This window comes from Streptomyces sp. NPDC104831, from assembly GCF_055583025.1.
This window is the reverse complement of record NZ_JBVJOT010000068.1, coordinates 1-23,346: the sequence shown is the minus strand read 5'-3', so window position 1 is coordinate 23,346 and position 23,346 is coordinate 1. Positions and strand designations below refer to the sequence as shown.

Annotated in this window: 24 protein-coding genes; 13 read left to right on the top strand and 11 right to left on the bottom strand. The window is 74.4% G+C overall.

Annotated elements, in window-relative coordinates:
- Window positions 1-33: 33 nt before the first annotated feature.
- Window positions 34-864, bottom strand: a complete 831-nt coding sequence (locus ACZ63H_RS33145) for a PP2C family protein-serine/threonine phosphatase (RefSeq protein WP_469871489.1) — start codon at window positions 862-864, stop codon at window positions 34-36.
- A gap of 86 nt (window positions 865-950) precedes the next feature.
- Window positions 951-1,271 (bottom strand): hypothetical protein, encoded by a 321-nt coding sequence (locus ACZ63H_RS33140; protein ID WP_469871487.1) that lies wholly within the window; start codon window positions 1,269-1,271, stop codon window positions 951-953.
- A 259-nt stretch (window positions 1,272-1,530) separates the two neighbouring features.
- Between ACZ63H_RS33140 and ACZ63H_RS33135 the strand changes: the two genes are divergently transcribed.
- The 3 genes from ACZ63H_RS33135 (at window position 1,531) to ACZ63H_RS33125 (ending at window position 4,976) form a co-directional block, all read left to right on the top strand.
- A complete protein-coding gene (locus tag ACZ63H_RS33135; protein ID WP_469871485.1) occupies window positions 1,531-1,848 on the top strand; it encodes a hypothetical protein in 318 nt (105 codons plus the stop codon).
- Between the two features lie 425 nt (window positions 1,849-2,273).
- Window positions 2,274-3,428 carry a Cmx/CmrA family chloramphenicol efflux MFS transporter gene (locus ACZ63H_RS33130; protein WP_469871483.1) on the top strand — a complete coding sequence of 385 codons (1,155 nt, stop codon included), beginning with the start codon at window positions 2,274-2,276 and terminating at the stop codon, window positions 3,426-3,428.
- A gap of 102 nt (window positions 3,429-3,530) precedes the next feature.
- On the top strand, window positions 3,531-4,976 hold the full coding sequence (locus tag ACZ63H_RS33125) for a glyceraldehyde-3-phosphate dehydrogenase (RefSeq protein ID WP_469871481.1): 1,446 nt from the start codon (window positions 3,531-3,533) through the stop codon (window positions 4,974-4,976).
- 99 nt (window positions 4,977-5,075) lie between these two features.
- Here ACZ63H_RS33125 and ACZ63H_RS33120 read toward each other — a convergent pair whose 3' ends face one another.
- Genes ACZ63H_RS33120 through ACZ63H_RS33105 form a run of 4 tightly spaced genes read right to left on the bottom strand, consistent with a single transcriptional unit; the run spans window position 5,076 to window position 9,058 of the window.
- Window positions 5,076-5,891, bottom strand: coding sequence for an ABC transporter permease (locus ACZ63H_RS33120; protein ID WP_469871479.1), 816 nt, complete (start codon window positions 5,889-5,891; stop codon window positions 5,076-5,078).
- A gap of 11 nt (window positions 5,892-5,902) precedes the next feature.
- Entirely contained in the window at window positions 5,903-6,796 is an 894-nt protein-coding gene (locus tag ACZ63H_RS33115; RefSeq protein WP_469871477.1) for an ABC transporter permease, read from the bottom strand.
- A 3-nt stretch (window positions 6,797-6,799) separates the two neighbouring features.
- On the bottom strand, window positions 6,800-7,999 hold the full coding sequence (locus ACZ63H_RS33110; protein ID WP_469871475.1) for an ABC transporter substrate-binding protein: 1,200 nt from the start codon (window positions 7,997-7,999) through the stop codon (window positions 6,800-6,802).
- Between the two features lie 27 nt (window positions 8,000-8,026).
- The gene (locus tag ACZ63H_RS33105) at window positions 8,027-9,058 is read right to left on the bottom strand and encodes an ABC transporter ATP-binding protein (RefSeq protein WP_469871473.1); all 1,032 of its coding nucleotides are present in this window, start codon (window positions 9,056-9,058) and stop codon (window positions 8,027-8,029) included.
- Between the two features lie 110 nt (window positions 9,059-9,168).
- Between ACZ63H_RS33105 and ACZ63H_RS33100 the strand changes: the two genes are divergently transcribed.
- Both ACZ63H_RS33100 and ACZ63H_RS33095 read left to right on the top strand, forming a co-directional pair.
- On the top strand, window positions 9,169-9,921 hold the full coding sequence (locus tag ACZ63H_RS33100) for a FadR/GntR family transcriptional regulator (RefSeq protein ID WP_469871471.1): 753 nt from the start codon (window positions 9,169-9,171) through the stop codon (window positions 9,919-9,921).
- Between the two features lie 37 nt (window positions 9,922-9,958).
- Window positions 9,959-10,720, top strand: coding sequence for a cache domain-containing protein (locus tag ACZ63H_RS33095; protein WP_469871469.1), 762 nt, complete (start codon window positions 9,959-9,961; stop codon window positions 10,718-10,720).
- Between the two features lie 25 nt (window positions 10,721-10,745).
- On the opposite strand, the gene ACZ63H_RS33090 is transcribed toward ACZ63H_RS33095, so the two are convergent.
- The 3 genes from ACZ63H_RS33090 to ACZ63H_RS33080 form a co-directional block, all read right to left on the bottom strand.
- Window positions 10,746-12,113 carry an alkaline phosphatase PhoX gene (locus tag ACZ63H_RS33090; RefSeq protein WP_469871467.1) on the bottom strand — a complete coding sequence of 456 codons (1,368 nt, stop codon included), beginning with the start codon at window positions 12,111-12,113 and terminating at the stop codon, window positions 10,746-10,748.
- 200 nt (window positions 12,114-12,313) lie between these two features.
- Window positions 12,314-13,276, bottom strand: coding sequence for a LysR family transcriptional regulator (locus tag ACZ63H_RS33085; RefSeq protein WP_469871465.1), 963 nt, complete (start codon window positions 13,274-13,276; stop codon window positions 12,314-12,316).
- 351 nt (window positions 13,277-13,627) lie between these two features.
- Window positions 13,628-14,515: an NAD(P)-dependent oxidoreductase gene (locus ACZ63H_RS33080; RefSeq protein WP_469871464.1), complete on the bottom strand. Its 888-nt coding sequence runs from the start codon at window positions 14,513-14,515 to the stop codon at window positions 13,628-13,630.
- An 88-nt stretch (window positions 14,516-14,603) separates the two neighbouring features.
- Between ACZ63H_RS33080 and ACZ63H_RS33075 the strand changes: the two genes are divergently transcribed.
- The 3 genes from ACZ63H_RS33075 (at window position 14,604) to ACZ63H_RS33065 (ending at window position 16,954) form a co-directional block, all read left to right on the top strand.
- Complete coding sequence (locus ACZ63H_RS33075) at window positions 14,604-14,954, top strand: winged helix-turn-helix transcriptional regulator (protein WP_467942521.1); 351 nt, start codon at window positions 14,604-14,606, stop codon at window positions 14,952-14,954.
- 240 nt (window positions 14,955-15,194) lie between these two features.
- Window positions 15,195-15,767 carry a TetR/AcrR family transcriptional regulator gene (locus ACZ63H_RS33070; protein ID WP_469871516.1) on the top strand — a complete coding sequence of 191 codons (573 nt, stop codon included), beginning with the start codon at window positions 15,195-15,197 and terminating at the stop codon, window positions 15,765-15,767.
- 17 nt (window positions 15,768-15,784) lie between these two features.
- Entirely contained in the window at window positions 15,785-16,954 is a 1,170-nt protein-coding gene (locus ACZ63H_RS33065) for a GDSL-type esterase/lipase family protein (protein ID WP_469871462.1), read from the top strand.
- 91 nt (window positions 16,955-17,045) lie between these two features.
- On the opposite strand, the gene ACZ63H_RS33060 is transcribed toward ACZ63H_RS33065, so the two are convergent.
- Together ACZ63H_RS33060 and ACZ63H_RS33055 are read right to left on the bottom strand one after the other, a co-directional pair.
- Window positions 17,046-17,708: a class F sortase gene (locus tag ACZ63H_RS33060; RefSeq protein ID WP_469871460.1), complete on the bottom strand. Its 663-nt coding sequence runs from the start codon at window positions 17,706-17,708 to the stop codon at window positions 17,046-17,048.
- Window positions 17,709-18,287: 579 nt separating this feature from the next.
- Window positions 18,288-18,929 (bottom strand): hypothetical protein, encoded by a 642-nt coding sequence (locus tag ACZ63H_RS33055; protein WP_469871458.1) that lies wholly within the window; start codon window positions 18,927-18,929, stop codon window positions 18,288-18,290.
- Window positions 18,930-19,247: 318 nt separating this feature from the next.
- On the opposite strand from ACZ63H_RS33055, the gene ACZ63H_RS33050 reads away from it, so the two are divergent.
- From ACZ63H_RS33050 to ACZ63H_RS33030, 5 genes are all read left to right on the top strand, one after another.
- Window positions 19,248-20,171 carry an SCO6745 family protein gene (locus tag ACZ63H_RS33050; RefSeq protein ID WP_469871456.1) on the top strand — a complete coding sequence of 308 codons (924 nt, stop codon included), beginning with the start codon at window positions 19,248-19,250 and terminating at the stop codon, window positions 20,169-20,171.
- Window positions 20,172-20,285: 114 nt separating this feature from the next.
- Window positions 20,286-21,122: a fructosamine kinase family protein gene (locus ACZ63H_RS33045; RefSeq protein ID WP_469871514.1), complete on the top strand. Its 837-nt coding sequence runs from the start codon at window positions 20,286-20,288 to the stop codon at window positions 21,120-21,122.
- Between the two features lie 100 nt (window positions 21,123-21,222).
- Complete coding sequence (tgmA, locus tag ACZ63H_RS33040) at window positions 21,223-21,414, top strand: putative ATP-grasp-modified RiPP (RefSeq protein ID WP_469871454.1); 192 nt, start codon at window positions 21,223-21,225, stop codon at window positions 21,412-21,414.
- 17 nt (window positions 21,415-21,431) lie between these two features.
- Window positions 21,432-22,415, top strand: a complete 984-nt coding sequence (gene tgmB / locus ACZ63H_RS33035) for an ATP-grasp ribosomal peptide maturase (RefSeq protein WP_469871452.1) — start codon at window positions 21,432-21,434, stop codon at window positions 22,413-22,415.
- A 35-nt stretch (window positions 22,416-22,450) separates the two neighbouring features.
- Window positions 22,451-23,332 (top strand): Gfo/Idh/MocA family protein, encoded by an 882-nt coding sequence (locus ACZ63H_RS33030; RefSeq protein ID WP_469871450.1) that lies wholly within the window; start codon window positions 22,451-22,453, stop codon window positions 23,330-23,332.
- Window positions 23,333-23,346 lie beyond the last annotated feature (14 nt).

Sequence of the window (23,346 nt, the reverse complement as noted above, 5' to 3'; positions counted from 1 at the left end):
GGCCATCGCGAGGTTCGCCCGGCGGGGGGCCGGTCAGGCGAGGGCGCATGGGCCGTCGAGGCCGACGACCAGGACGGCGGCGTCGTCCTCGTGCCCGACGCTCTCCGCGCCCTTGATCACGGCCGACGCCAGCGCGTGCGCCTCCAGCCCGGCGACGGCGGCTATGCCCGCGAGCCGTACCACCTGGTCCAGCCCGTCCTCGACGTCCAGCGAGGGCCCCTCCACGACACCGTCGGTGAGCAGCACGAACACCCCGCCGGTGGTGAGGCGGTGCCGGGTGACGGGGAACTCCACGCCCCGTTCGATGCCGAGCGGGGGGCCGCCCTCGTCGTCGACGACCCCGGATTTCCCGTCGGCCGTGGCCCACACGAACGGGATGTGCCCGGCCCGCGCGCTCTCCAGCACCCCGGTGGCCGGGTCCAGCCGCATGAAGGTGCAGGTGGCGAACAGCTCACTGCCCAGGGAGAGCAGCAGGTCGTTGGTGCGGGCCAGCAGCTCCCCCGGTTCTCCGGTGACCGAGGCGAGTGCCCGCAGCCCGGCCCTGACCTGGCCCATGAACGCCGCGGCCTCGATGTTGTGGCCCTGCACGTCGCCGATGGACAGCCCGATCCGGCCGTCGGGCATGGTGAAGGCGTCGTACCAGTCGCCGCCCACGTTCAGGCCGAGGTTGGCGGGCGTGTACCGCACCGCGACGTGGACGCCGGGGGCGACGGGCAGGTCCCGGGGGAGCATGCCCCGCTGGAGGGCGATGGCCAGCTCGACCTGGGTGCGCTGCAGCTGAGCGCGTCGGCGCGCCTGGGCGGTGAGCGAACCGAGCCGGGCGAGCAACTCCTCGCCTTCGTCCGTGGTGCGCTTGCGGGGCATCGATCACTTCCGGCGGGGCGGTGACTCTCGGTGGGCCGGTAGCCCGAGTTTTCAGCAAACGCCTAGATTTTACCTATTTAGGGTGATCAGTGGATTTCGGAGTCGATGCCGGTGACCACCGCGGGCCCCAGCGGCGCGTTCCGCTCGTCCAGTCCGGCGTCCCGGAGCGCGTCGCCGGCGAGCCGCCGGGCCTGCTCCTCGGCGTGCGGGCGGGTGTCCGCGTCGACGGTCAGGCGCAGGGTGAAGGTGTTGTCGTCGTTGACGGTGAGCACGTCCAGGTCCTCGGCGTTGCCCATGTGGGTGCCGTGCGGATCGGCGGGCCTGAGCGCCCTGGCCAGCCGGGTGCGGGCATCGGCCCCGATCCCGCTGGTGAAGGTGCCGGGGACGCTGATCACGTAGGTCGTCATGAGACGGTCCTTTCGTCGGGCGTCCCCTCGTCTACCCCGTTTCCGGGGCTTCGCACGGCCCCGATGGGGGTGCGCCGGTCTCCGCGTCCGTCGCCCCCGCCCGCCGCCCGTCACCCGAACGGTGGACGTGCCCGTGTCGGCTCCGCGGGCGGGCCGGGCGCGGGTGGGAGATTACAAAAGCGGCTCCGTACCGCGTCACGGAGACGGCCCCGCGCCGCGCTCCCCGTCTTCCGACCCCGACGTATCCGAAGGGCATCCCATGCGTCTGTACCGTCGTCCGCTCGCCGCCGTGCTCGGCGGTCTCGCCCTCGTCCTGACCGCCACGGGCTCCGCGCTCGCCGCCGACGGCACGTTCGCGTGGACCGGGCCCGGGGGCAAGACGTACGGCATCCAGAACCCACCGGACAACAAGTGCTTCGACATGGCCCAGGAGGCGCGCGGCGCCCACAACGGGACGAAGAAGGCGCTCGTGGTCTACACGAAGAAGCGGTGCAAGGGAACGGCGACGCGGCTCGCCCCCGGCAAGGCGGCGCCCGCCGGCTCCCGCTTCGCCAGCGTCGTCTTCAACCCGCGCTGACCCGGACCACCCGGCATCGGGGGCCTGCGCCGCCCGCGCGCGCCTCCCCCGCACACCCGCCCGCGCGCCGCCACGCGAAATCCGGTGGCGCGCGCCCGGGGCCGCGCGTTACCGTGCGGTTCATGTCCAGCCCCGAGGCATCCAGACGCTAGCCACCGGCCGTCCGGTGGCCTTTCGTCGTTCGCTCGCCACCACCGGGCTGCCGCCCTCCGGGTTCCGGACCGGCACGCACCTCTCTCCCACCGTGCCTCCTCACTCGTCCGTGTGACGCGTCGCCCCCGTGCGGGCGACGGTGCCGGCCGGGCCCGCACGCGCTGCCCCGCGCGCCCGGCCGTCCGTGCGTTCCCGGACCACACCCACCGGTCGTGACCGTCGCGGGTCCGCGTGCTCGCTGTCCGTCCGTGACAACGGTGTGTGGAGTCTTGATGCCTTTCGCTCTCTATCTGCTCGGGCTCGCGGTCTTCGCCCAGGGCACGTCCGAGTTCATGCTGGCCGGCCTGGTGCCGGACATCGCCCGCGATCTCGGGGTCTCGGTGCCCACGGCGGGCACGCTCACGTCCGCCTTCGCCGTCGGCATGGTCGTGGGCGCGCCGGCGGCGGCGCTGCTCGCCCGGCGCCGCCCGAGCCGGCCGGCCCTGCTGGTCTTCCTCGGTGTGTTCCTGGCCGTGCATGTCGCCGGGGCGCTCACCTCCGACTTCTCCGTCCTGCTCGCCACCCGGGTGCTCGCGGCCCTGGCCAACGCCGGGTTCCTCGCCGTCGGCCTGACGGCGGCGACCGGCATGGTCGCACCGGACGCCAAGGGCCGGGCCACCGCCGTGCTGCTCGGCGGCACCACGCTCGCCTGTGTGGCGGGGGTGCCGGCGGGTGCCGTCCTGGGCCAGTTGCTGGGCTGGCGCTCGGTGTTCTGGGCGGTGGCCCTGGTGTCCGCGCCGGCGCTGGCGGCGATCGCCCGGTCGGTGCCGAGCGGCCCGGCCGCCGGGAGTCCGGTCCCGGACGCGGGCACGGAACTGCGGGCGCTCGGCCGTCCCCGGCTGCTGTCGGTGCTGTGCCTGGCCGCGCTCGTCAACGGCGCCACCTTCTGCACGTTCACCTACCTGGCGCCGCTGGTGACGCGGGTGTGCGGGCTCGGCCCGCTCTGGGTGCCGGCGGTGCTGGCGCTGTTCGGCGCGGGGGCGTTCGCGGGGGTGACGGCGGCGGGCCGGCTGGCGGACCGGAGCGTCCGGCCGGTGCCGCCCGCGGCCGGTGCCGCGCTGCTCGCCGGCTGGACCGCGCTGGCGCTGGCCGCCGGGCGCCCCGCGGTGGCCCTCGCCCTGGTGCCGGTGCTGGGCCTGCTGGCCTTCGGGGTGGGCGCCACGCTGGTCACCCGGGTGCTGTACGAGGCGGCCGACGCGCCCTCGCTCGGCGGCGCGTTCGCGACGTCCGCGCTGAACGTGGGCGCCGCGCTCGGTCCGGTGCTGGGCGGTGCCGCGCTCGACGGCGGGTTCGGCCACCGCTCTCCGGTGTGGGTCAGCGCGCTGCTGACGGCCGTCGCGGGGCTGGTCGCCCGCGGTCGGGCGCACCGCGGGGAACGGCCCGTGTGACACCGGCGCCGGCGTGCCGGTGGAGTGGCCTGGAGGGGGCTATAAACGCGCCATGCACGTGTGGTTATCATATGAGCGCCGCCTAGCTCGAAAGATGGATCCGTGACTGTCAACGACGACTCGTTCACCAACTGGAAGATCCGCGAAGAGATCGCGGAGTCGATGATCCCGCTCATCGGGAAGCTGCACCGCGAGCGGGACGTGACCGTCCTGCTGCACAGCCGCTCCCTGGTGAACAAGTCGGTGGTCAGCATCCTGAAGACGCACCGCTTCGCCCGGCAGATCGCCGGTGCCGAGCTGTCCGTCACCGAGACGATGCCGTTCCTCCAGGCCCTCACCACCCTCGACCTCGGGCCGTCCCAGATCGACCTCGGCATGCTGGCCACCATGTACAAGGCCGACGAACGCGGCCTGAGCGTCGAGGAGTTCACCGCCGAGGCGGTCGCCGGCGCCACCGGGGCCAACAAGATCGAGCGCCGCGAGCCGCGCGATGTGGTCCTCTACGGCTTCGGCCGCATCGGCCGCCTCGTCGCCCGCCTGCTGATCGAGAAGGCCGGCTCCGGCAACGGCCTCAGGCTGCGCGCCATCGTCGTGCGCGGCGGCGGCCCGCAGGACATCGTCAAGCGCGCCTCGCTGCTGCGCCGCGACTCCATCCACGGCCAGTTCCAGGGCACCATCACCGTGGACGAGGACAACAGCGCGATCGTCGCCAACGGCAACGCCATCAAGGTGATCCACGCCGACGACCCGACGTCCGTCGACTACACCGAGTACGGCATCCGCGACGCCATCCTCATCGACAACACCGGCAAGTGGCGCGACCGCGAGGGCCTGTCCCGGCACCTGCGCCCCGGCATCGAGAAGGTCGTGCTCACCGCGCCGGGCAAGGGCGACGTGCCCAACATCGTGCACGGCGTCAACCACGACACGGTCAAGCCGGAGGAGCGGATCCTGTCCTGCGCCTCCTGCACCACCAACGCGATCGTCCCGCCGCTGAAGGCGATGGACGACGAGTACGGTGTGCTGCGCGGCCACGTGGAGACCGTCCACTCGTTCACCAACGACCAGAACCTGCTGGACAATTACCACAAGTCCGACCGTCGTGGCCGCTCCGCGGCGCTGAACATGGTCATCACCGAGACCGGTGCCGCCTCCGCCGTCGCCAAGGCCCTGCCCAACCTGAAGGCGAAGATCAGCGGCAGCTCGATCCGCGTCCCGGTGCCGGACGTCTCGATCGCGATCCTCAATCTCCAGCTGGCCCGCGAGACCACCCGCGAGGAGGTCCACGACTACCTGCGCGAGGTATCGCTGACCTCGCCGCTCAAGCGCCAGATCGACTTCATCACGGCGCCCGACGCGGTCTCCAGCGACTTCATCGGCTCCCGCCACGCCTCGATCGTGGACGCCGGCGCCCTCAAGGTCGACGGCGACAACGCGATCCTCTACCTGTGGTACGACAACGAGTTCGGCTACTCCTGCCAGGTCGTCCGCGTCGTCCAGCACGTGTCGGGCGTGGAGTACCCGACGTACCCGGCGACGGCGGTCTGACCGCACCCGCGCCGCGTACGCGGACGGCCGCCGACCGGGGTTCCGGCCGGCGGCCGTCCGCGTGGCCGGGCGCGGGAGCGGGCCGCCCGGGGCGGTGGTCTACGCGCGGCTCGACGTGGCCGTGCCGGCGGACAGCCGCTGGGCCGCGTAGACCGGGAGCACCGAGAGCAGGACGAGCACCGCGGCCACGACGTTCACCACCGGTGCCTGCCGTGGCCGGGCCATGTTGTCGAAGATCCACAGCGGCAGGGTCTGGACGCCCGGACCCGCGGTGAACGTGGTGACCACGATCTCGTCGAAGGACAGCGCGAAGGCGAGGAGGGCGCCCGCCAGCAGCGCGGAGCGCACGAGCGGGAACGTGACGTCCACGAAGGCCCGCAAGCCGGTCGCGCCGAGGTCCTGGGCCGCCTCCACGTACGAGCCGGCCGTACGGCGCAGCCGGGCCACCACGTTGTTGAAGACCACGACGACACAGAACGTGGCGTGCCCGACGATCACGGTGAACAGCCCGAGGCGCACCCCGAGCGGCGCCAGCACCGTGCCGAAGGCCGAGTTCAGCGCGATGCCCGTGACGATGCCGGGCAGCGCGATCGGCAGCACCACCAGGAAGGACACCGTGTCCCGGCCGAAGAAGCGGTGCCGGGCCACCGCGAAGGCGAGGAGGGTGCCGAGCACCAGCGCGAGGGCGGTGGCCCCGAGCCCCGCCTTCACCGACACCCACAGCGCCTGCCGGACACCGGGGTTGTGCGCCGCCACCGACCACCACCGCCCGGTCAGTCCCGGCGGCGGCCAGCCCGCGCTGCGGTCGGGGTTCAGCGAGTTGAGCAGGACCAGCAGCAGCGGGACGTAGAGCACCGCGAAACCGAGCCCGGCGCCGGTCCGCAGGGCGAACCGCGCGGTGCGGCCGAGACGCATGGCGCTCCTTCCTACAGGCTGTCGAGGGCGCCCGTACGGCGGATCGCCAGCAGATACAGGACGATCACGGCGACGGGCACGGTGCCGAGGGCCGCGGCCATGGGCAGGTCGAGGTCGATGCGGGAGTACACGAGGTTGCCGATGAGCTGGGTCTTGCCGCCCACGATCTGCACGGCGATGTAGTCGCCGAGGCTGAGCGAGAAGGTGAAGACCGAGCCGGCGGCGAGGGACGGCAGCACCAGGGGCAGGACGACCGAGCGGAAGGTGCGGCCCGGCCGCGCCCCGAGGTCGGCGGACGCGTCGAGCAGCGCGGCCGGCACCTGTTCGAGCGCGGTGTGGAGCGGCAGGACCATGTACGGCAGCCATAGGTAGGTCAGCGTGAGCACCGTGGCGGGCAGGCCGTAGCCGGGGCCGCGCAGTCCGAACGGGGCGAGCGCCCAGTCGGCGAGCCCGCCCTCGGACAGGATCAGCCGCCAGGCGTACACCTTGACGAGGTAACTCGCCCACAACGGCGTGAGGATCGCCGCGACCAGCACCGGACGCCGGCGCGGCGCGGCCACCCGGGCGGTGTAGAAGGCGACCGGGAAGGCGAGCACCGCGCACAGCGCGGTCACCGCGAGGGCCACCGTGACGCTGCGCAGCACCACTTGGCGGTAGACCGGTGTGGTCAGCAGCGCGTGGAAGTTGTCCGTCGACCAGACCTCGACCACCTGGGAGGTGAAGGAGTCGGTCGTCCAGAAGGCGGAGACGAACAGGACCGCCAGCGAGCCGAGGTAGAGGACGGTGAGCCAGAGGAGCGGGGCGGTGAGCAGGAGGGCGAGCCGCAGCCGGGGCCCGCGGTGCAGGAGTGCGGCGAGCCGCCGCACGGGGCTTCGGCCGGCGGCGGCCGGCCCGTCGGCCGGCACGGCTCAGCCCTTGATCTCGGTCCAGGCCCGGACCCACTCGGCGTACGGTACGCAGGTGGTGTCCCGGCGGCCGTCCAGGCACTGCTCGATGGGCGTGTTCCAGAAGGCGATCTTCTTCCAGTAGCCCTCGTCGGCGGCGTGGTAGGCCGTGCAGAAGTTCTTGTCGGCGGTCTCGGCGCAGGCCCGGGAGTTGGCGGGTGCCTCGCCGAAGTACTCGGCGACCTGGGCGTTGACCTTCGGCGAGACGATCCAGTCCAGCCATTTGTAGGCGCAGTTGGGGTGTTCGGCCCTGCTGGAGACCATCCAGGTGTCCGACCATCCGGTCGAACCCTCCTTCGGCACCAGCGTCTTGACCTTCGCGCCCTCGGAGGCGGCGAGGCCGGCGATCACCTGCCAGGTCGTGCCGACCACCGAGTCGCCGCTCTTGAAGGCCGAGACCTCCTTCAGGTAGTCGTTCCAGTACTCGCCGATGTATCCGTTCTGCCGCTTCAGCAGCGCCACGGCCGCGTCGAACTGCCTGCGGTCGAGCGCATAGGGGTTCTCGATCCCCAACTCCGGGCGGTGGGCCTTGAGGTACAGGGCGGCGTCGGCGATGTAGATCGGCGAGTCGTAGGCGGTGACGTGCCCCTTGTACCGGGAGGCGTCGTCGAAGACGGCCGACCAGGAGGTGGGCGCCGGTGTCACCTTCTCGGTGTTGTACATCAGCAGATTGGCGCCCCGGCCGTGCGGGATCCCGTACATCCGGCCCTTCACGGAGTTCCAGGCGCCGTTCTTCAGCCCGTCGAAGACGTCCTCGTAGTTCGGGACCAGGCCGGTGTTGACGGGGGCCGCGTCCCCGGAGGCGATCAGGCGCAGGGAGGCGTCACCGGAGGCGGAGACGGCGTCGTACGCGCCCGTCCTCATCAGCTTGACCATCTCGTCCGAGCTGGCGGCGACCTTCGAGCGGACCTGGCATCCGGTCTTCTTCTCGAAGCCGCCGACCCAGTCGGCGCGGGGGTCGTTGGAGCCGTCCTCCACATAGCCGGCCCACGCGATCAGGTCGACCCGCCCCTCGGTCCGGCCCAGCTTCGCCGGGGCCTTCAGGTCGGGCGGGTTCAGGCCGGTGGCGGACGAACCGCCGGATCCGGAGGAGTCGCAGGCGGTGGCGAGCAGCAGCGCGGCGGCGCAGAGGGCCGCGGCGCGCGGGGTACGGGTGGGACGCACGGCGTTCTCCAGGGGCGGGGAGCGGGATCAGGAAGGGAGCCGGACGACGTGCCCGCGGTGCCACCGCAGGCACACGCGGGCGCCGCGGTAGGCGGCGACGTCCACGGAGGAGGTCTCCAGGTTCTGCTGGAGCGCGGCGAGCCGGCCGCCGCCGTCGAGGTCGACCACGAAGCGGGTGGCGTCCCCGAGGTAGACGACCTCGGCCACGGTGCCGGCGGCGGTGGCGTGGTCCGGCTCGTCCGGTCCGGCGGACTCCTTCAGCACGCGGATCTTCTCCGGGCGGATGCTGCAGGTGCCCGGGGAACCGGTGATCCGGTGGGCCGTCTCGCCGTCCAGGAGGTTGGAGACGCCGACGAAGGAGGCGACGAACGCGGTCGCCGGGCGCTCGTAGATCTCCGCGGGGGTGCCGGTCTGGGCGATCCGGCCCCGGTCCACGACGGCGATCCGGTCGCTGAGGGTCAGGGCCTCCTCCTGGTCGTGGGTGACGAGGAGGAAGGTGATGCCCACCTCCCTCTGCAGCGCCTTGAGTTCGTCCCGCATCTGCTCGCGCAGCTTCAGGTCCAGGGCGCCGAGCGGCTCGTCCAGCAGCAGCACGCGGGGGCGGCCGACCAGCGCGCGGGCCAGCGCGACGCGCTGTCGCTGCCCGCCGGAGAGCCGGCCGGGCCGCCGCTGTCCGTAGCCTTCGAGGCGGACCTCGGCGAGCGCCTTGCGGGCGCGGACCAGCCGTTCGGCCTTGGGCACCCCTCGCACCCGCAGCCCGTAGGCGACGTTCTGTTCGACCGTCATGTGCGGGAAGAGCGCGTAGTCCTGGAAGACGGTGTGCACGTCCCGCTCGAACGGCGCCAGAGAGGTGACCTCCTGTCCCGCGAGTTCGATCCGGCCCTGGTCGGGCGTCTCGAACCCGGCGATCAGCCGCAGCAGGGTCGTCTTCCCGGAGCCGGACGGGCCGAGCAGCGAGAAGAACTCGCCGTCCCGTATCTCCAGGTCGACGCCGGCCACGGCGGCCGTCTCGCCGAACGACTTCCGCAGGCCCTGCAGCCGGATCGCCATTCCCTCCATACGGGAACCTCTCTGGCGCGCTGAACGTTGAGCGCAAACATATGAAGTCATAGGTCACAGCTCAAGAGGGCCTTAGGGTAAAGGTTCAGTCAACGCGCGAGGTGGTGATCGTGAACCGGCACGGAGCAGGCGGCGCCGCGGACGGCGGGACCCGCCGGGCCGTCTTCAGCCCGGTGGACAGCCGGGCCCGGGTCGACGCGGTCGTCCGCCGCATCGGCGACGCCATAGAGCTGGGTCTCCTGGCCGACGGGGAGCAGCTTCCCGGCGAGAGCGAACTGGCCGCGCAGCTCGGCGTCTCCACGGTCACCCTGCGCGAGGCGCTCATGGCGCTGCGGCAGCGGGGCCTGGTCACCACCCGGCGGGGCCGCGGTGGCGGCAGCTTCGTCGCGCTGCCCGAAGTCCCGGCCGACGACCGGCTCAGGGACCGGCTGCGCGGCTGGGGCACCGAGGAGCTGCGCGACCTCGGCGACCACTGGGCGGCCCTGACCGGCGCCGCCGCCCGGCTCGCCGCCCGGCGCACCGGACCCGCCGACCTTGAGCCGCTGCGCCGTACGGCGCGGGAGCTGGCGCGGGCCGCGGACGCGGCGGCGCGTGGCCGGCTGTACGGCCGCTTCCACGTCGAACTCGCCGCCGCCGCCCAGTCCGCGCGGCTCACCCGCGAACAGGTCGCCCTGCAGGGCGAGGTGGGCGCGCTGCCCTGTCTCGTCCTCGCCGAGGACGCGTATCGTGAAGAAGTTGCGGACCGGCACCGCCGCCTCGTCGCCGCGGTGCAGGATGGGGCCGACGAAACGGCCGGCACGCTGGCCGAGCGGTGCGTCACGGAGTCGACGGCGCGGCTCGTCGCCGTACGCCTCACCCTCTGACCGCGCCGTGTGACGGTTGCCGTCCGCTGGAGGAACCATGGGCGTCAGGTCCCGGCTCGCCGCCGTCGCCACGGAACCGGAGATCTGGGTCGCCGCACAGGTGGGCGGTGCGCTGGAGGCCGTCTTCGAGACGGTCGCCGCCACCCGCGCCGCCGCCACGGCCCTGCTGCGCGAGGTGGCCGCCGGGGGGCGCCGGCCCGTCAGCCGCGACCTCGCCGCCCTGCGCCCCGGACTGCACGCGCGGCTGGCCCGGGAGGCGATCGTCTCCGGTGCCGGTTTCGTCGCGGCGCCCGGGCTGCTGGCCGACGCGCCGGCCTGGCTGGAGTGGTGGCAGTCGGACGCGGACGGTGCCGTACGCCCGCTGCTGCTCGATCTCGACCCCGGCCGGTCGGCCTACTCCGACTACACGCACTGGGACTGGTTCGCGCTGCCCCGGGACACCGGGCGCCGGACCGTGGCCGGACCGTACGTGGACTACCTGTGCTCCGACGAGTACGGCCTCACCGTGTCCGAACCGGTGCGGGTGCGGGGCGACTTCGCCGGGGTGGCGGCGGCCGATGTGTATCTGCGGCACTTCGAGGCGGCCGTGCTCCCGCTGCTGCGCGGCCTCGCCCGCCCGGCCCACCTGGTGAACGCGCGCGGCCGGGTCGCCGCCTCCGCCGACACCGCCCATCTCGCCGGCTCCCTCACCAGGGGCCCGGACTTCGGCGCGCTGCTCGCCGCCGCCCGGCCCGGCACGCACGGCGGGCTGCGGCTGGTGCCGTGCCGGGGCGTGCCCCTGGTACTGGTCCTGGCCTGAGGGGCCCGCCCCGCGGTCGGCGCGGCTAACCCCGCCAGGGACCGGTCACCGCGAACGTGGTGCCGGGGGTGTAGCAGTTGACGTACATCGTCTCCCCGCCGGGGGCGAAGGTGACCCCGGCGAACTCGCCCCACTCCGGCTTCTGTTCCGTCCCGATGTTCTGCCGGCCCCGGGCCAGCGCGTACACCTCGCCCCGGCGGGTCAGGCCGAAGACGTGCTGGGCGCCGTTGCCGTCCTCGCAGACCATCAGGCCGCCGCCGGGCGCGAGGCAGATGTTGTCCGGGGACTCGCCGGGCAGCCGTACATCGGTGTCCGGGCCGAACACGACGACCAGGGTCAGCCGGCGGCGCGCCGGGTCGTAGCGCCAGACCTGGCCGTAGTGGTCGGCCGCGGAGCCGTCGGCGCCGCGCGCGAAGGACGACACGAAGTACACACTGCCGCCGCCCCAGTAACAGCCCTCCAGCTTCTGCGCGTGGGTGATGCCGCCGGGGCCGTAGTCCTGGAACCTGGTCGGCGTGGCGGTGGCGAGCGGGTCGGGTACGTCCACCCACTCGACGCCGTCGAAACGCGCCCCGGTCTCCTGGACCGTCGACAGGTCCGGTACGCCCGGCACCCGCATCGCCTGGAGCCGGCCGCCGGCGCGCAGCGAGCCGACACCGCCCAGCGGCTTGTGCGGCAGGAGGCGGTAGAAGAGGCCGAAGGGCCTTTCGAAGGCGTCCTCCGTCTCGTAGACGACGCCCTGGCGCGGGTCGATCGCGACCGCCTCGTGCTGGAAGCGGCCCAGCGCGGTCAGCGGCACCGCGCCGGTGCGGTGCGGGTCGGTGGGGTGCACCTCGAAGACGAAGCCGTGGTCCTTGGTGTACCCGTTGGTGCCGGCCTTGTCCTCGGTCTCCTCGCAGGTCAGCCAGGTGCCCCAAGGGGTCGGCCCGCCCGCGCAGTTGACGGCCGTACCGGCGATGGCGACCCGCTCGGCGAGCACCCGCTGGTGCCGGTCGAGGGTCAGGGCCGTGCAGCCGCCCTTGCCCGCCGGGTCGTAGGTGAGGCCGCCGACGGCCGGCACCGGGATCGCGGCGCTCGCCCGGTTCTCGTGGTTGCGGACGAGGTGCGTGCGGCCGCCCGTGCCGGCGAAGGCGGCCATGCCGTCGTGGTGGGAGGGCACCCGGCCCTCCCCGGAGCGGAGCGGGTCGCCCTCGCGGGAGAGCACGGTGTAGCGGAAACCCTTCGGCAGGTCGAGCAGGCCGTCCGGGTCGGGAACGAGCGGACCGTAGCCGGTGCTGCCCATGCCCCGGGCGGCGGCCGTACCCGCGAAGACCTCGGACAGGGCCCCGGTGAAGGCGATGCCCGCTCCCAGGGCACTCGCTGCGGACAGGACCTGACGGCGTGTTGCAGACATACGGCAGTGACCTTCCTGCTGGCGGACAGGAACCGTGACCCCGCCGTGTCTACCACCTGCCGGTGGCCACGGGAACCACGCGCGGCACGCGGGTACCGCCGGTCGGCGCAGTACGGGCTCCCCGCGGCCGGGGCCGCTCGCGCCGGGGCCCGGCGGAGGGGGACGGCCGTGTCCCGGCGGTGCGCGCGCCCCTTGCGCCCCTACGCCCCCGGCGTCCCGGCGGCGCTCCAGGTGCGGGAGACCCAGGTGCGCAGGTGGGGCGCCTGGGCGACGAGGTCGCGGTAGGCGTCCGTGGCGGAGCGGACGACGGTCTCCACGAGGTCGTCGGTGACGGTGTCCGGCCGCCAGGCCAGCACGTACCGGCACCACAGCGGGGCGCCCTCCAGCGGCTTGACCACGACGTGCGGGATCGGCCGCAGCGTCGGCTGCACCAGGGACACCCCGAGCCCGTCGGCGATCATGCTCTGCAGCTGGGTCTGGTCGCCGAGCCACTCGTGCACGGTGCGCGGCGTGAACCCGGCCGCCGCGCAGGCGTCGAAGAACACTCCCGGCCAGCCGGCGCCGTCGTCGGGGGTCACGAACCAGGGGTCCTCGGCGAGGTCGGCCAGCCGCACCTGGGGGCTCGGCCGCAGCCGGTGCCGGGCGGGCAGGGCGACGAAGGTGGGCTCGGTGACGATCCCGCGGTGCCGGACGGCGGCCGAGTGCCGTAGCTCCATGCCCGGGTAGTCGGCGGCGATGGCGGCGTCCACCGCGCCGTCCTCCAGCAGTTCCACGATCCGCGAGGAGGCGTAGACGCTGGTGACGCCGAGGGTCAGTTCCGGCAGCCGGGCGCGGATGCGGGAGACCGTGCCGGACAGCATCGGCGAGTTGGTCGCGGCCACGCGCAGGGTGCGGCGGGGGCGGGCGGCGGCCGGCCGGTGCCCGATCGCGGCGGCCCGGGCGAGCACGTCCCGGGCCTGCTCGACGACCTCGGCGCCGTACCGCGTGGGCCGCACCCCGCCCGGCCCGCGCTCGAAGAGGGGCTCGCCCAGATGCCGTTCGATGCGGCGGAGCTGGGTGCTCACGGCGGGCTGCGAGTACCCCAGCTGCGCGGCGGCCCGCCCCACGCTGCCGGCGTCGGCGATCGCGCACACCACCCGCAGGTGCCGCAGTTCCAGCTCCATCGGTCCGCTTCCCCCGTTCGTCTCCTGCGGCCGGCCCGGCTGCGGGGCCGGGCGGCGCCCGGGGCCCGGGCCCGGCCGTGTGCGTGTGCTCCGGCCGAAGTGTGCGCACGGCCCGTGGTCCGCGCACCGCCGGACCGGGCGCGGTGGCGGCCGGCGGACCGAAGCGTTCCATGGCGTACCGCGCGGCACAAGTCGCAGGTCCGCCGGGGTGCCGGGGGGACATGCGACCGGCGCCGTCACGCCCGTGGTGCGGGGGCCGGCCGGGATCGGCAGGTCGTGGAGCGCGGCCGGGGCCGTGCGGGGCCGGGCCCTGAGCCCCCTTCGCGCCCCGGCCGGCCGCGCCCGCCCGGTTCAGCGCCGTCCCAGCATCTCCGCCACCCGCATGAACCCGTCCTCCCCGTGCCCGAGGCCGACGACGCGGCGGGCCAGGCCCTCCACCGAGCGCATCACACCCGCGTCGATGCCGTGGGACTCGGAGACCGCGACGACGTGGGACATGGTGGAGACGGCCGAGGTGACGGGGTTGATCGCGCCGGAGTAGGTGCCGTCGTCGGCGTCCCGCGCGAACTCCTCGAACAGGGGCGGCAGGATCGCCGCGATGCCCTGGGCGAACGGGGCCAGTTCCCCGGCGGTGACGCCCTCCGCCCGGGCGATCGCCACGGCGTGCGCGTAGCCCGCCATCGCGGTCCAGAAGACGTCGAGCAGCGCGATGTCGAAGGTGGCCGCTCGCCCGGTCTCCTCCCCCAGGTGGGTGTGCGTCCCGCCGAGCGCCTCCAGCACCGGCAGGTGCCGCTCGTACAGGTCACGCGGTCCGCTGTGCAGGAAGACGGCCTCCGGGGTGCCGATGCTGGGGGCCGGCGTCATGATGGCGCCGTCCAGGTAGCCGATGCCGTGGGCGGCCGCCCACTCGGCGGTGTCCCGGGCGCGGTCCGGGGTGTCGGCGGTCAGGCTGACGACGGTCCGGCCCTTCAGCGCGCGGGTGACCCCCTCGTCGCGCAGGATCGCGTCGGAGGCGTCGTAGTCCACCACGCAGACGACCGTCAGCTCCGAGGCGGAAACCGCCTGTTCCGCCGTCTTCGCGGTGATCGCGCCCCGCTCGGCCAGGTCCCGGGCCTTGCCCGGCGTGCGGTTCCAGACCGTGGTCCGCAGGCCGGCCCCGAGGAACGCGCCCGCCAGCGAGCGGCCCATCGGACCGAGGCCGAGCACGGTGACGGCAGGAAGATTCGCGGTTGTCGACATGTTGCAGCTCCCGTAAGTGGTGATCGTGTTGGGCCATGGGGCATGAGCGGCCGGACGGGCCGCGGGGACAGGACGAAGAGGACGACGAATGACGCGTAGCCGCGCCCAGGACCCGGACGTCTGCGGAGTGACCGCCGCGATCGCCGTGATCGACGGCAAGTGGAAGACGTCACTGCTGTGGATGCTGGAGTCCGGCCCGCACCGGCCCGGCGAACTGCGCCGCCGGCTGGCCGGGCTGAGCGAGAAGGTGCTGACCCAGGCGCTGCGCGAGATGGAGCAGGACGGCCTGGTGCACCGGGAGGTGCACGACGTGCTGCCGCCGAAGACCGTGTACTCGCTGACCGCGTTCGGCCGCGACCTGGCCGAGGCCCTCGGCCCCCTGGCCGAGTGGGGCCACCTCCGCCTGGACCGGCTCCGCGCGAGCGAGGCGGCGTCCTGAGGCGCCTGCGGCCGTCGCCTCCCCTCTGTTCTCCCGGCAGCCCCTGACCTCGGGAAACAGCCTCTCCCGGACGGCCGGGGCTGCCAAGTACCCACAAAAAAGTGGGTGTCCGGCGGCTCCGGGGAGGCCGGTCGCGCCCGCCGATGGGCTGGAGCGGCGCGGCCACCTAATCGATGATCCTGTTTGCCTAAAGCCTTTAGGAAGTTCCATAATCGTCTCCGACAGACAGGAGAGACGATGATGGCGCGTGCGGGTCTGACCACCGAACGCCTGGTCCGGGCCGGGGCGGAACTGGCCGACGAGGTCGGCTTCGAGCAGGTCACGGTCTCGGCGCTGGCCCGGCGGTTCGACGTCAAGGTCGCGAGCCTGTACTCGCACCTGCGCAACTCCCAGGACCTGAAGACGCGGATCGCGCTGCTCGCCCTGGAGGAGATGGCCGACCGGGCCGCCGAGGCGCTGGCCGGCCGGTCCGGCAAGGACGCCCTCGCCGCCTTCGCGAACGTCTGCCGGGACTACGCCCGCGCCCACCCCGGCCGCTACACGGCGGCCCGCCACCCGCTGGTCCCCGCGACGGCGGCCGGCAGCGCCGGCGTCCGGATCGCCCAGCTCACCCGGGCCATCCTGCGCGGCTACGACCTGCCGGAGCCGGACCAGACCCACGCCGTACGCCTCCTCGGCAGCGTCTTCCACGGCTACGTCAGCCTGGAGACGGCCGGCGGCTTCGACCACAGCGCCCCCGGCTCCGAGGAGTCCTGGGCCCGGATCCTGGACGCCCTCGACTCCCTGCTGCGCACCTGGCCCGCCCGCCCCTGAGACCCCTGGCAGACACGATGCACACCATTCCCCTGACCCCCGGCCTGATCCGCGGCGCCCTCGAACTGGAGGAGACCGGGCGCGGATTGCTGCCGCACCGGCTGCCCGCCCGGGCCCGCGCCCAGTGCGCCGACCCGCAGCTGGCGCTGGCCGAGTCCCAGCCCTCCGGCGTACGCCTGGCCCTGCGCACCCGCGCCACCGCCGTCGAACTGGACGCCGTGCCGACCAAGCGCGTCTACCCCGGCGCACCGCCCCGCCCGGACGGCGTCTACGACCTGCTCGTGGACGGCCGCCCGGCCGGCAGCGCCACCCTCGCCGACGGCGACACGCTCACCGTCGACCTGGCCACCGGCTCGGCCGAGCACCGGCCCGGCCCCGTCGGCACCGTGCGTTTCGCGGGTCTGCCGGACACCGTCAAGGACGTGGAGATCTGGCTGCCGCACAACGAGCGGACCGAACTCGTCGCGCTGCGCGCCGACGCCCCCGTGGAACCCGTGCCGGACCGGGGCCGCCGGGTGTGGCTGCACCACGGCAGCTCCCTCAGCCACGGTTCCGACGCGGCGAGCCCCACCACCACCTGGCCCGCGCTCGCCGCGTCCCTCGGCGGAGTGGAGCTGATCAACCTCGGGCTGGGCGGCAGCGCGCTGCTCGACCCGTTCACCGCCCGCGCGCTGCGCGACACGCCCGCCGACCTGATCAGCGTCAAGCTCGGGATCAACGTGGTCAACACCGATCTGATGCGGCTGCGTGCCTTCGGCCCCGCCGTGCACGGCTTCCTCGACACCGTCCGCGAGGGCCACCCCGACACCCCGCTGCTCGTCGTCTCCCCGGTCCTGTGCCCCATGCACGAGGACACGCCCGGACCCACCGCCATGGACCCGGCGGCCCTGGGCGAGGGGCGGTTGCGGTTCCGGGCCACCGGGGATCCCGCCGAGCGCGCGGCAGGCAAGCTCACCCTGGGCGTCGTCCGGGAGGAGCTGGCCCGGATCGTGCGCGAGCGGGCCGCCGAGGACCCCCGGCTGCACTACCTGGACGGCCGGGAGCTGTACGGCGAGGCCGACTTCGCCGAGCTGCCGCTGCCCGACGGCCTGCACCCGGACCCGGCCGGCCACCACCGGATCGGCGAACGGTTCGCGGCCCTGGCGTTCGCCCCGGACGGCCCGTTCACCGCGCGCGCGGCCACCTGACCGAAGCCCCGTCCCGCCGCCTGGGCAAAACCCGGTGCGCCGCCCCCCCGGCCGGAGACCTCGGGCGCCCGCCCGCGGCGGCCCCGGGGGCTCACACCAGATGGGCGAAGACGACCAGGTTGTCGGTGTAGTCGCGCACCGAGCGGTCGTAGTCCCCGGCGCAGGTGATGAGCCGGGCCTCGGGACGGTCGGCGTCCGCGTACACCCGCTCGCTGGGGAAGTCGTCCTTGGCGAAGGTCTCGGCGCTGTCCACGACGAACTCCGCCGTACGCCCGTCGGCCCGCTCCACGGAGAACCGGTCGCCGGGCTCCAGCCGGCCCAGGTCGGCGAAGACGGCCGCCGAGGTGACCGTGTCGACGTGCCCGGCGATGATCGCGGTGCCCCGCTCACCGGGCGAGACCCCGTCGGCGTACCAGCCGACGAGGTTGGTGTCGGCAGCGGGCGGGGGCTGGAGCTGACCCGAGGGGCCGAGGGCCAGGGTGGTGAAGGGGGCGTCCACGGAGATCTCCGGGATGCGCAGCCGGGTCGGTGACGACCGGGGCAGCGCCTCGTCCGGCCGGCCGGGACCGGCCGAGGCGGCGGCGCCGGCGCCCGGGACCCGGTGCGGCGCGGGCTCACCGGCCGGCCGGTGGCCGCCGAACAGGCTGACGGCGAGGAAGACCGCCGCCACACCCCACAGCGTCAGCCGCCCGCCGTGGCCGGCGGGCCGGTCGTCCGCCGGCGCCGCGGGGGGCGCGGAGGAATCTGCTGCCATCGGACACCACCTCACTCGGACACGGCAGCACGGGGATCGAGCCAGGAAGGAAACGCGCGAGGACCGCGCACGGGGGCAGGCGACGGCACTCCGGGCACGGGACCGGTGACGGGGGCCCGGGCGCGGGAGCCGGTGACAACCCGGGAGGCGGGAGCCGGTGGCGGTGCCCCGGACGCGGCAGCTGGTAGCGATCCGGACACGGGCTCCGGTGGCGGCCCGAACGCGGAGGGCGCTGCCGACCCGGGACACGGGAGGCGATGGCGGCGGCGCGGGGGCGGGAGGCGGTGGCGACCCGGGCGCGGGAGCCCGTCGCGGCGACCCGGGCGCGGAAGCCGGTCACGGCCCAAGCACGGAAGCCCCTCGCAGCGACCCGGACGCCGGAGCCGGTCACGACCCGAGCACGGAAGCCGATGGCAGCCCCGGCACGGAAGCCCCTCGCAGCGATCCAGACGCCGAAGCCGGTCACGGCCCGAGCGCGGAAGCCGGTCGCGGCCCGGGCGCGGTGCGGGGGGCGCGGGCCGCCGGGCCGGACGGTGTGCCGGCGGTGTCCGCTGCCCCTGCCGCACGGCGGGCGGCCCGTCAGGCCGCCGGACCGGCGGCCTTCTTGCGGCGCAGGGTGTACGCGCCGGTGGCGGCCACGGCCAGGACGGCGAGGCCGCCCGCGGTGACACCGGGCGTGGCGAGCGCGCCGCCGCCGGTGTGCATGCCGCCGCGCGGCTTGTCGTGCTCGTCGTCCTCGCCCCACTCGCTCTTGCCGCTCCGCCCTCCCTTCTCGCCCTTGCCGCCGCCCTTCTCCTCCTTGCCGCCCTTCTCCTCGTCTTCGTCCCCGCCCTTGCCGCGGTAGCTCTCGGAGTCGAATGTGCTGTCGTCGTCGCCCGATCCCCAGTCGCCGCTGCGCACCGCGGCGAGGGCTCCGCCACCCGTGTGGATTCCGCCGCGCGGTCCGTCGTGTCCCCCTCCGCCGCCGCGCTTGTTCCCGTAGTCGTTGTCCTTGTCGCTGTCCTTGTCGCTGTTGTTGTCGCTGCTCTCGTCGCTGTTGCTGTTCTCGTCGCTGCCGGATCCCTCGTCACGGTCGGATTCGCTGTCGTGCTCCCTGCTGTACGAGGAGTCGTCACGACCGCTGTCGTGTTCGGCCGGAACGGCGAACGCGGCTCCGGGCGTCGCGAAGCCGAGGGCGGCCGTGGCGGCCGCCGTCGCCAGGAGCATGCGGGCAGAGCGCATAGTGGTGTCCTTCCGCCGTGACCGGGCAGCGGATACCTCATCAGCTGGATGGACCCGGTCCCGACATGAACCACCGTCAGCGAGGCCCCCGGCCCACACCATCCGGGCCGCCCAGCCGGGTCACCACGCCACCCGTCTGCCCCAGCGCGCCCCCTTCCCAGCCCCTCGTACGGGTCAATCGGCGACGGGTGACGCCGGACCCCTTGTTATGACCGCCGTCATAACGCAGGCTGGTGCCGACGGCACGGCAGCACGGTCGTACGGCAACGGTCGTACGGCGGCCGGCGGCCGGCGGGAGCGACGCGGCGGGAGGAAGCGGTGGCGGACGGAAGGGCGCGCGCCCTGTGGGAGCGCTACGAGCCGGTGCACGACCTCGTGTACTTCGCGCCGGAGGCGCACCGGGCGGCGGACGCCCTCGGGCTGCGCGGGTTCTGGATGGGGTACTTCGCGCTGCGCGCCGCCCCGCTCGGCGCGGTGCCCCCGTCCGTGGTGACGAGCTGTTTCTACGTCTTCCACCCCTCGCGGGTGGCCCGGGCCCTGCCGGACGCCTGGGCGTACGCGGCCCCGGCGCAGGTGCTGGCGGCCCGCCTGGAGGCGGTGGACGCGGCGATGACCCGGCTGTTCGGCGCCGACACCGTCGGCTCCGCCGCCTTCACGGAGGCCGCGGACCTCGCCTGGGAGGCCGCCGCGGCGGCGGACACCACGGGCAGGGTGCTGGCCGCCGCCAACCAGGCGCTCGACCGCCCGGAGCGGCCCGCCGCCCGGCTGTGGCAGGCCCTGACGACCCTGCGTGAGCACCGGGGCGACTCCCATGTGGCGGTGCTGGTCGGCCTCGGGCTCGGACCGGTGGAGGCCATGGTGCTCAAGGCGGCGGCCGGCGAGTCCGACGGCGACTTCCTGCGCGAGACGCGGAAGTGGTCGCGGGAGGAGTGGGCGGCGGCCGGGGAGCGGCTGCGCGCGGAGGGCCGGCTGGCGGCGGACGGCTCGCTCACGCCCGCGGGCGCGGCGCTGCGCGCGCGGACGGAGGCGCTGACCGACGCGGCGGCCGAACGGCCGTGGACCGCGCTGGGCGCCGGGCGCACCGAGCGCCTGGCCGCGCTCCTGGAGCCGCCGGCCCGCGCGGTCCGGGAGTCGGGGCTGCTGCCGGCCGCGAATCCGGTGGGGCTCACCCGGGGGGCGTTCCCCGCCGGTCACCGAGGCCACCCGGCCACCGGCGGCCTCTCCGGAATTCCTGGCCGCTGACCTCATCCGTTTGGCTGGCAACAGTCGTATCAATGGTTGAACTGCCCAGCGAGGCACCCTTGTTGGGGGCCGTACCCTGGGGCCGTGGCCAACCGTGAAGAGGATCCAGGGCAGGTGGCGGCCCGGCTCACCGGGCGCCCCGTCACCGGGAGGCGGCCGGCGTCCGGCTCACCCGTCGAGGTGCTGCTCGACGACGGGACGGCGGTGATGGTGAAGCGGGGCGACGGCCCCGGGGCGGTGCGCGCGGAGGTCGCGGGGCTGCGCTGGCTGGCCGCCGCGGACGCGGTCCGTCTGCCGGCGGTGCTGGGGCACGACGACCACTGGATGGTGACCGAGCGGGTGCCGGCCGGGCCGCCCGGCCCGAAGGCGGCGCTCCGTTTCGGCCAGGCCCTCGCCGCGCTGCACGCGGCCGGGGCGCCCTGCTTCGGGGCGGCGCCGCCCGGCGGTCCCGAGGACGCCCGCATCGGCCTGGCCCCCATGCGCAACGCGCCGGGCGCCGAGTGGCCCTCCTGGTACGCCGAGCACCGCGTGCTGCCCTATGTGCGCGGCGCGGTCGACCGCGGCACACTCCGCCCGGCGGAGGCCGTGGTGTTCGAGCGGGTGTGCGCGCGGCTGCCGGAGCTGGCGGGTCCGCCCGAGCCGCCCGCCCGGCTGCACGGCGACCTGTGGAACGGCAATGTCCTGTGGGGGGCCGACGGCGAGGTCCGGCTGATCGACCCGGCCGCGCACGGGGGACACCGGGAGACCGACCTGGCGATGCTGGGGTTGTTCGGCTGTCCGCACCTGGACCGGGTATCCGTCGGTTACCGGCAGGCGGCGCCCCTGGCGGACGGCTGGCGGGACCGGGTGGGGCTGCACCGGCTCTTCCCCCTGCTGGTGCACGCGGTGCTGTTCGGGCGCGGGTACGCCGAACAGGCCCTGACGGCGGCGCGGGAGGCGCTCGCGCGGTAGGCGTCCGCGGCGCTCCACCGCGCCGTGGTCACGGAGAGTAAGGAAACCAATCACCCGTTCGATTCGTATAAGGACGTGAAAGCCTAATCAGGGAGAGACCATGCAACCGTTCACGCTCAACTACGCGCGCCCCGCTGTGCAGTTGGACGTCACCACTCCGTACGCGTACGACTCCGGACTGCAAGTGAACGTCCTCCCGGACGGGCGGATCGCCGCGATGGACCACGCGACCCTGAGAGCTCTGGGAACCACGACGTCGACCGCCGGTTCCAAGACGCACTTCGACGACTGAGGCGCGGGCCCCCACAGATGACCGTGCTCATCCTGACCAGTGAGGAAGACGTGACGGCGGACATGGTGGTCCTCCGGCTGGGCGAGGCCGGCGTGCCCGTCGTCCGGCTCGACCCCGCCGATCTGACCAACGGGGTCGCGCTGTCGGGCGAGTACGTGCGGGGCGCCTGCCGGGGACATCTGTCCGTCGGCGGGCGCCTGGTGAGCATGGACGGTCTGCGCTCCGTGTGGGTGCGCAGGCCGGGCACACCCGCCGCCCGCGCCGCGCAGCCCTCCGCCTGGCTGACGGAGGAGTCCTCGCAGGCGCTGTACGGCATGCTGCGGTGCAGCGACGCCCGCTGGATGAACCATCCGGACGCCGCCCGCCGTGCCCGGCACAAGCCCTGGCAGCTCGGCCTGGCCCAGCGCAGCGGGCTGGCGGTGCCGGCCACCCTCATCACGACGTTCCCGCGGGCGGCGCGGGAGTTCGCGCGGCGCTTCCCGGATCTGGTGGTCAAGCCGGTCTCCGGGGCGCATCCGCAGGAGCCGCCCCGGTCCGTGCCGACCAGCCGCATCGCGCCGGACACCGACTTCACCGCGGTGGCCTACGGCCCGACCCTGCTGCAACGGCGGATCGCCAAACGGGCCGACATCCGGCTCACCGTCGTCGGCCGCACGCTGCTCGCGGCCCGCAAGCCCGCCGACCCGGACGCCCATCCGGACGACGTGGACGTCCGTTTCGCGCCGTCGGTCTCCCCCTGGCTGCCCGCGGACGTGCCCCCGCGGGTCGCCGAGGGCGTACTGCGGTACATGACGGGTGCGGAGCTGGCGTACGGCGCCTTCGACTTCGCGGAGGACGCGGACGGGATCTGGTGGTTCCTGGAGTGCAACCAGTCCGGCCAGTTCGGGTTCGTGGAGATGGACACCGGCCAGCCGATCGCCGCCGCCATCGCCGGCTGGCTCGCGGGGCGGGCGGAAGGGGGCCCCGGGGGTGCGGATGGCGGACGCGGCGCACCATCCTGAAGGGGCGGGGAACGGCTGTCGGAAGGAAACGGGACATGCGCATCGGACTGCTGGGGACGGGCCCGTGGGCGCGGGCGACCTACGCTCCCGCCCTCGCGGAACACACCGGCCTGGAGTTCACCGGGGTGTGGGGGCGCCGGCCGGAGGCCGCCGCGGAGCTGGCGGAGCGCTACGGCGTCGCGGCGTACGCCGACGTGGACGCGCTGCTGGCCGGCGTGGACGCGGTGGCGGTGGCCCTGCCGCCTTCGGTGCAGGCCGAGTTGGCGGTACGCGCGGCCGGCGCCGGGCGCCACCTGCTGCTGGACAAGCCGCTGGCGGTGTCGGCCGCCGAGGGGCGGGCCGTGGTGGAGGCGGCGGAGCGGGCCGGGGTGGCGTCGGTGGTGTTCTTCACCACGCGCTTCCAGAAGGAGACGGAGGCCTGGGTCGAGGAACAGGCCGCCGAGACGGGCTGGTTCACCGCGCGGGCCCACTGGCTGGGGGCGGTGTTCACGGGCGACAGCCCGTTCGCGGCCTCGCCGTGGCGGCGGGAGAAGGGCGCGCTGTGGGACGTCGGCCCGCACGCCCTGTCGGTCCTGCTGCCGGTCCTCGGCGACGTCCGGCGGGTCGCGGCGGCGGCGCACGGTCCGGCGGACACCGTTCATCTGGTGCTCGACCACGCCACCGGCGCGTCCAGCTCCCTCACCCTGAGCCTGACGGCCCCGCCGGCGGCGGCCGGGGCCGAGGTGGAGCTGCGGGGCGAGGCGGGCGTGTCGGTCATGCCCGGAAGTTCGCAGGGGGCGGTGGCCGCGCTCTCCCGGGCCGCCGACGCGCTGGTGGGGGGGGGGGGGGGGGGGGGGGCGGTGCCCCCTCCCCCCCGCCTTCCCCTTTTCTTTTTTCCCGCCCCTCCCCCTCCCACGGGGGAGGCACCGGGAGGGTGAGGGGAAGGAGGGAC

What these genes read in the sequence shown, in the direction of transcription:
- ACZ63H_RS33105 (WP_469871473.1), bottom strand. Translation starts at nt 9,058, where the DNA reads ATGGAGGGAATGGCGATCCGGCTGCAGGGCCTGCGGAAGTCGTTCGGC.
- ACZ63H_RS33145 (WP_469871489.1), bottom strand. Translation starts at nt 864, where the DNA reads ATGCCCCGCAAGCGCACCACGGACGAAGGCGAGGAGTTGCTCGCCCGG.
- ACZ63H_RS33030 (WP_469871450.1), top strand. Translation starts at nt 22,451, where the DNA reads ATGCGCATCGGACTGCTGGGGACGGGCCCGTGGGCGCGGGCGACCTAC.
- ACZ63H_RS33080 (WP_469871464.1), bottom strand. Translation starts at nt 14,515, where the DNA reads ATGTCGACAACCGCGAATCTTCCTGCCGTCACCGTGCTCGGCCTCGGT.
- ACZ63H_RS33130 (WP_469871483.1), top strand. Translation starts at nt 2,274, where the DNA reads ATGCCTTTCGCTCTCTATCTGCTCGGGCTCGCGGTCTTCGCCCAGGGC.
- ACZ63H_RS33085 (WP_469871465.1), bottom strand. Translation starts at nt 13,276, where the DNA reads ATGGAGCTGGAACTGCGGCACCTGCGGGTGGTGTGCGCGATCGCCGAC.
- tgmB (WP_469871452.1), top strand. Translation starts at nt 21,432, where the DNA reads ATGACCGTGCTCATCCTGACCAGTGAGGAAGACGTGACGGCGGACATG.
- ACZ63H_RS33120 (WP_469871479.1), bottom strand. Translation starts at nt 5,891, where the DNA reads ATGCGTCTCGGCCGCACCGCGCGGTTCGCCCTGCGGACCGGCGCCGGG.
- ACZ63H_RS33070 (WP_469871516.1), top strand. Translation starts at nt 15,195, where the DNA reads ATGGCGCGTGCGGGTCTGACCACCGAACGCCTGGTCCGGGCCGGGGCG.
- ACZ63H_RS33140 (WP_469871487.1), bottom strand. Translation starts at nt 1,271, where the DNA reads ATGACGACCTACGTGATCAGCGTCCCCGGCACCTTCACCAGCGGGATC.
- ACZ63H_RS33055 (WP_469871458.1), bottom strand. Translation starts at nt 18,929, where the DNA reads ATGCGCTCTGCCCGCATGCTCCTGGCGACGGCGGCCGCCACGGCCGCC.
- tgmA (WP_469871454.1), top strand. Translation starts at nt 21,223, where the DNA reads ATGCAACCGTTCACGCTCAACTACGCGCGCCCCGCTGTGCAGTTGGAC.
- ACZ63H_RS33060 (WP_469871460.1), bottom strand. Translation starts at nt 17,708, where the DNA reads ATGGCAGCAGATTCCTCCGCGCCCCCCGCGGCGCCGGCGGACGACCGG.
- ACZ63H_RS33065 (WP_469871462.1), top strand. Translation starts at nt 15,785, where the DNA reads ATGCACACCATTCCCCTGACCCCCGGCCTGATCCGCGGCGCCCTCGAA.
- ACZ63H_RS33090 (WP_469871467.1), bottom strand. Translation starts at nt 12,113, where the DNA reads ATGTCTGCAACACGCCGTCAGGTCCTGTCCGCAGCGAGTGCCCTGGGA.
- ACZ63H_RS33135 (WP_469871485.1), top strand. Translation starts at nt 1,531, where the DNA reads ATGCGTCTGTACCGTCGTCCGCTCGCCGCCGTGCTCGGCGGTCTCGCC.
- ACZ63H_RS33075 (WP_467942521.1), top strand. Translation starts at nt 14,604, where the DNA reads ATGACGCGTAGCCGCGCCCAGGACCCGGACGTCTGCGGAGTGACCGCC.
- ACZ63H_RS33095 (WP_469871469.1), top strand. Translation starts at nt 9,959, where the DNA reads ATGGGCGTCAGGTCCCGGCTCGCCGCCGTCGCCACGGAACCGGAGATC.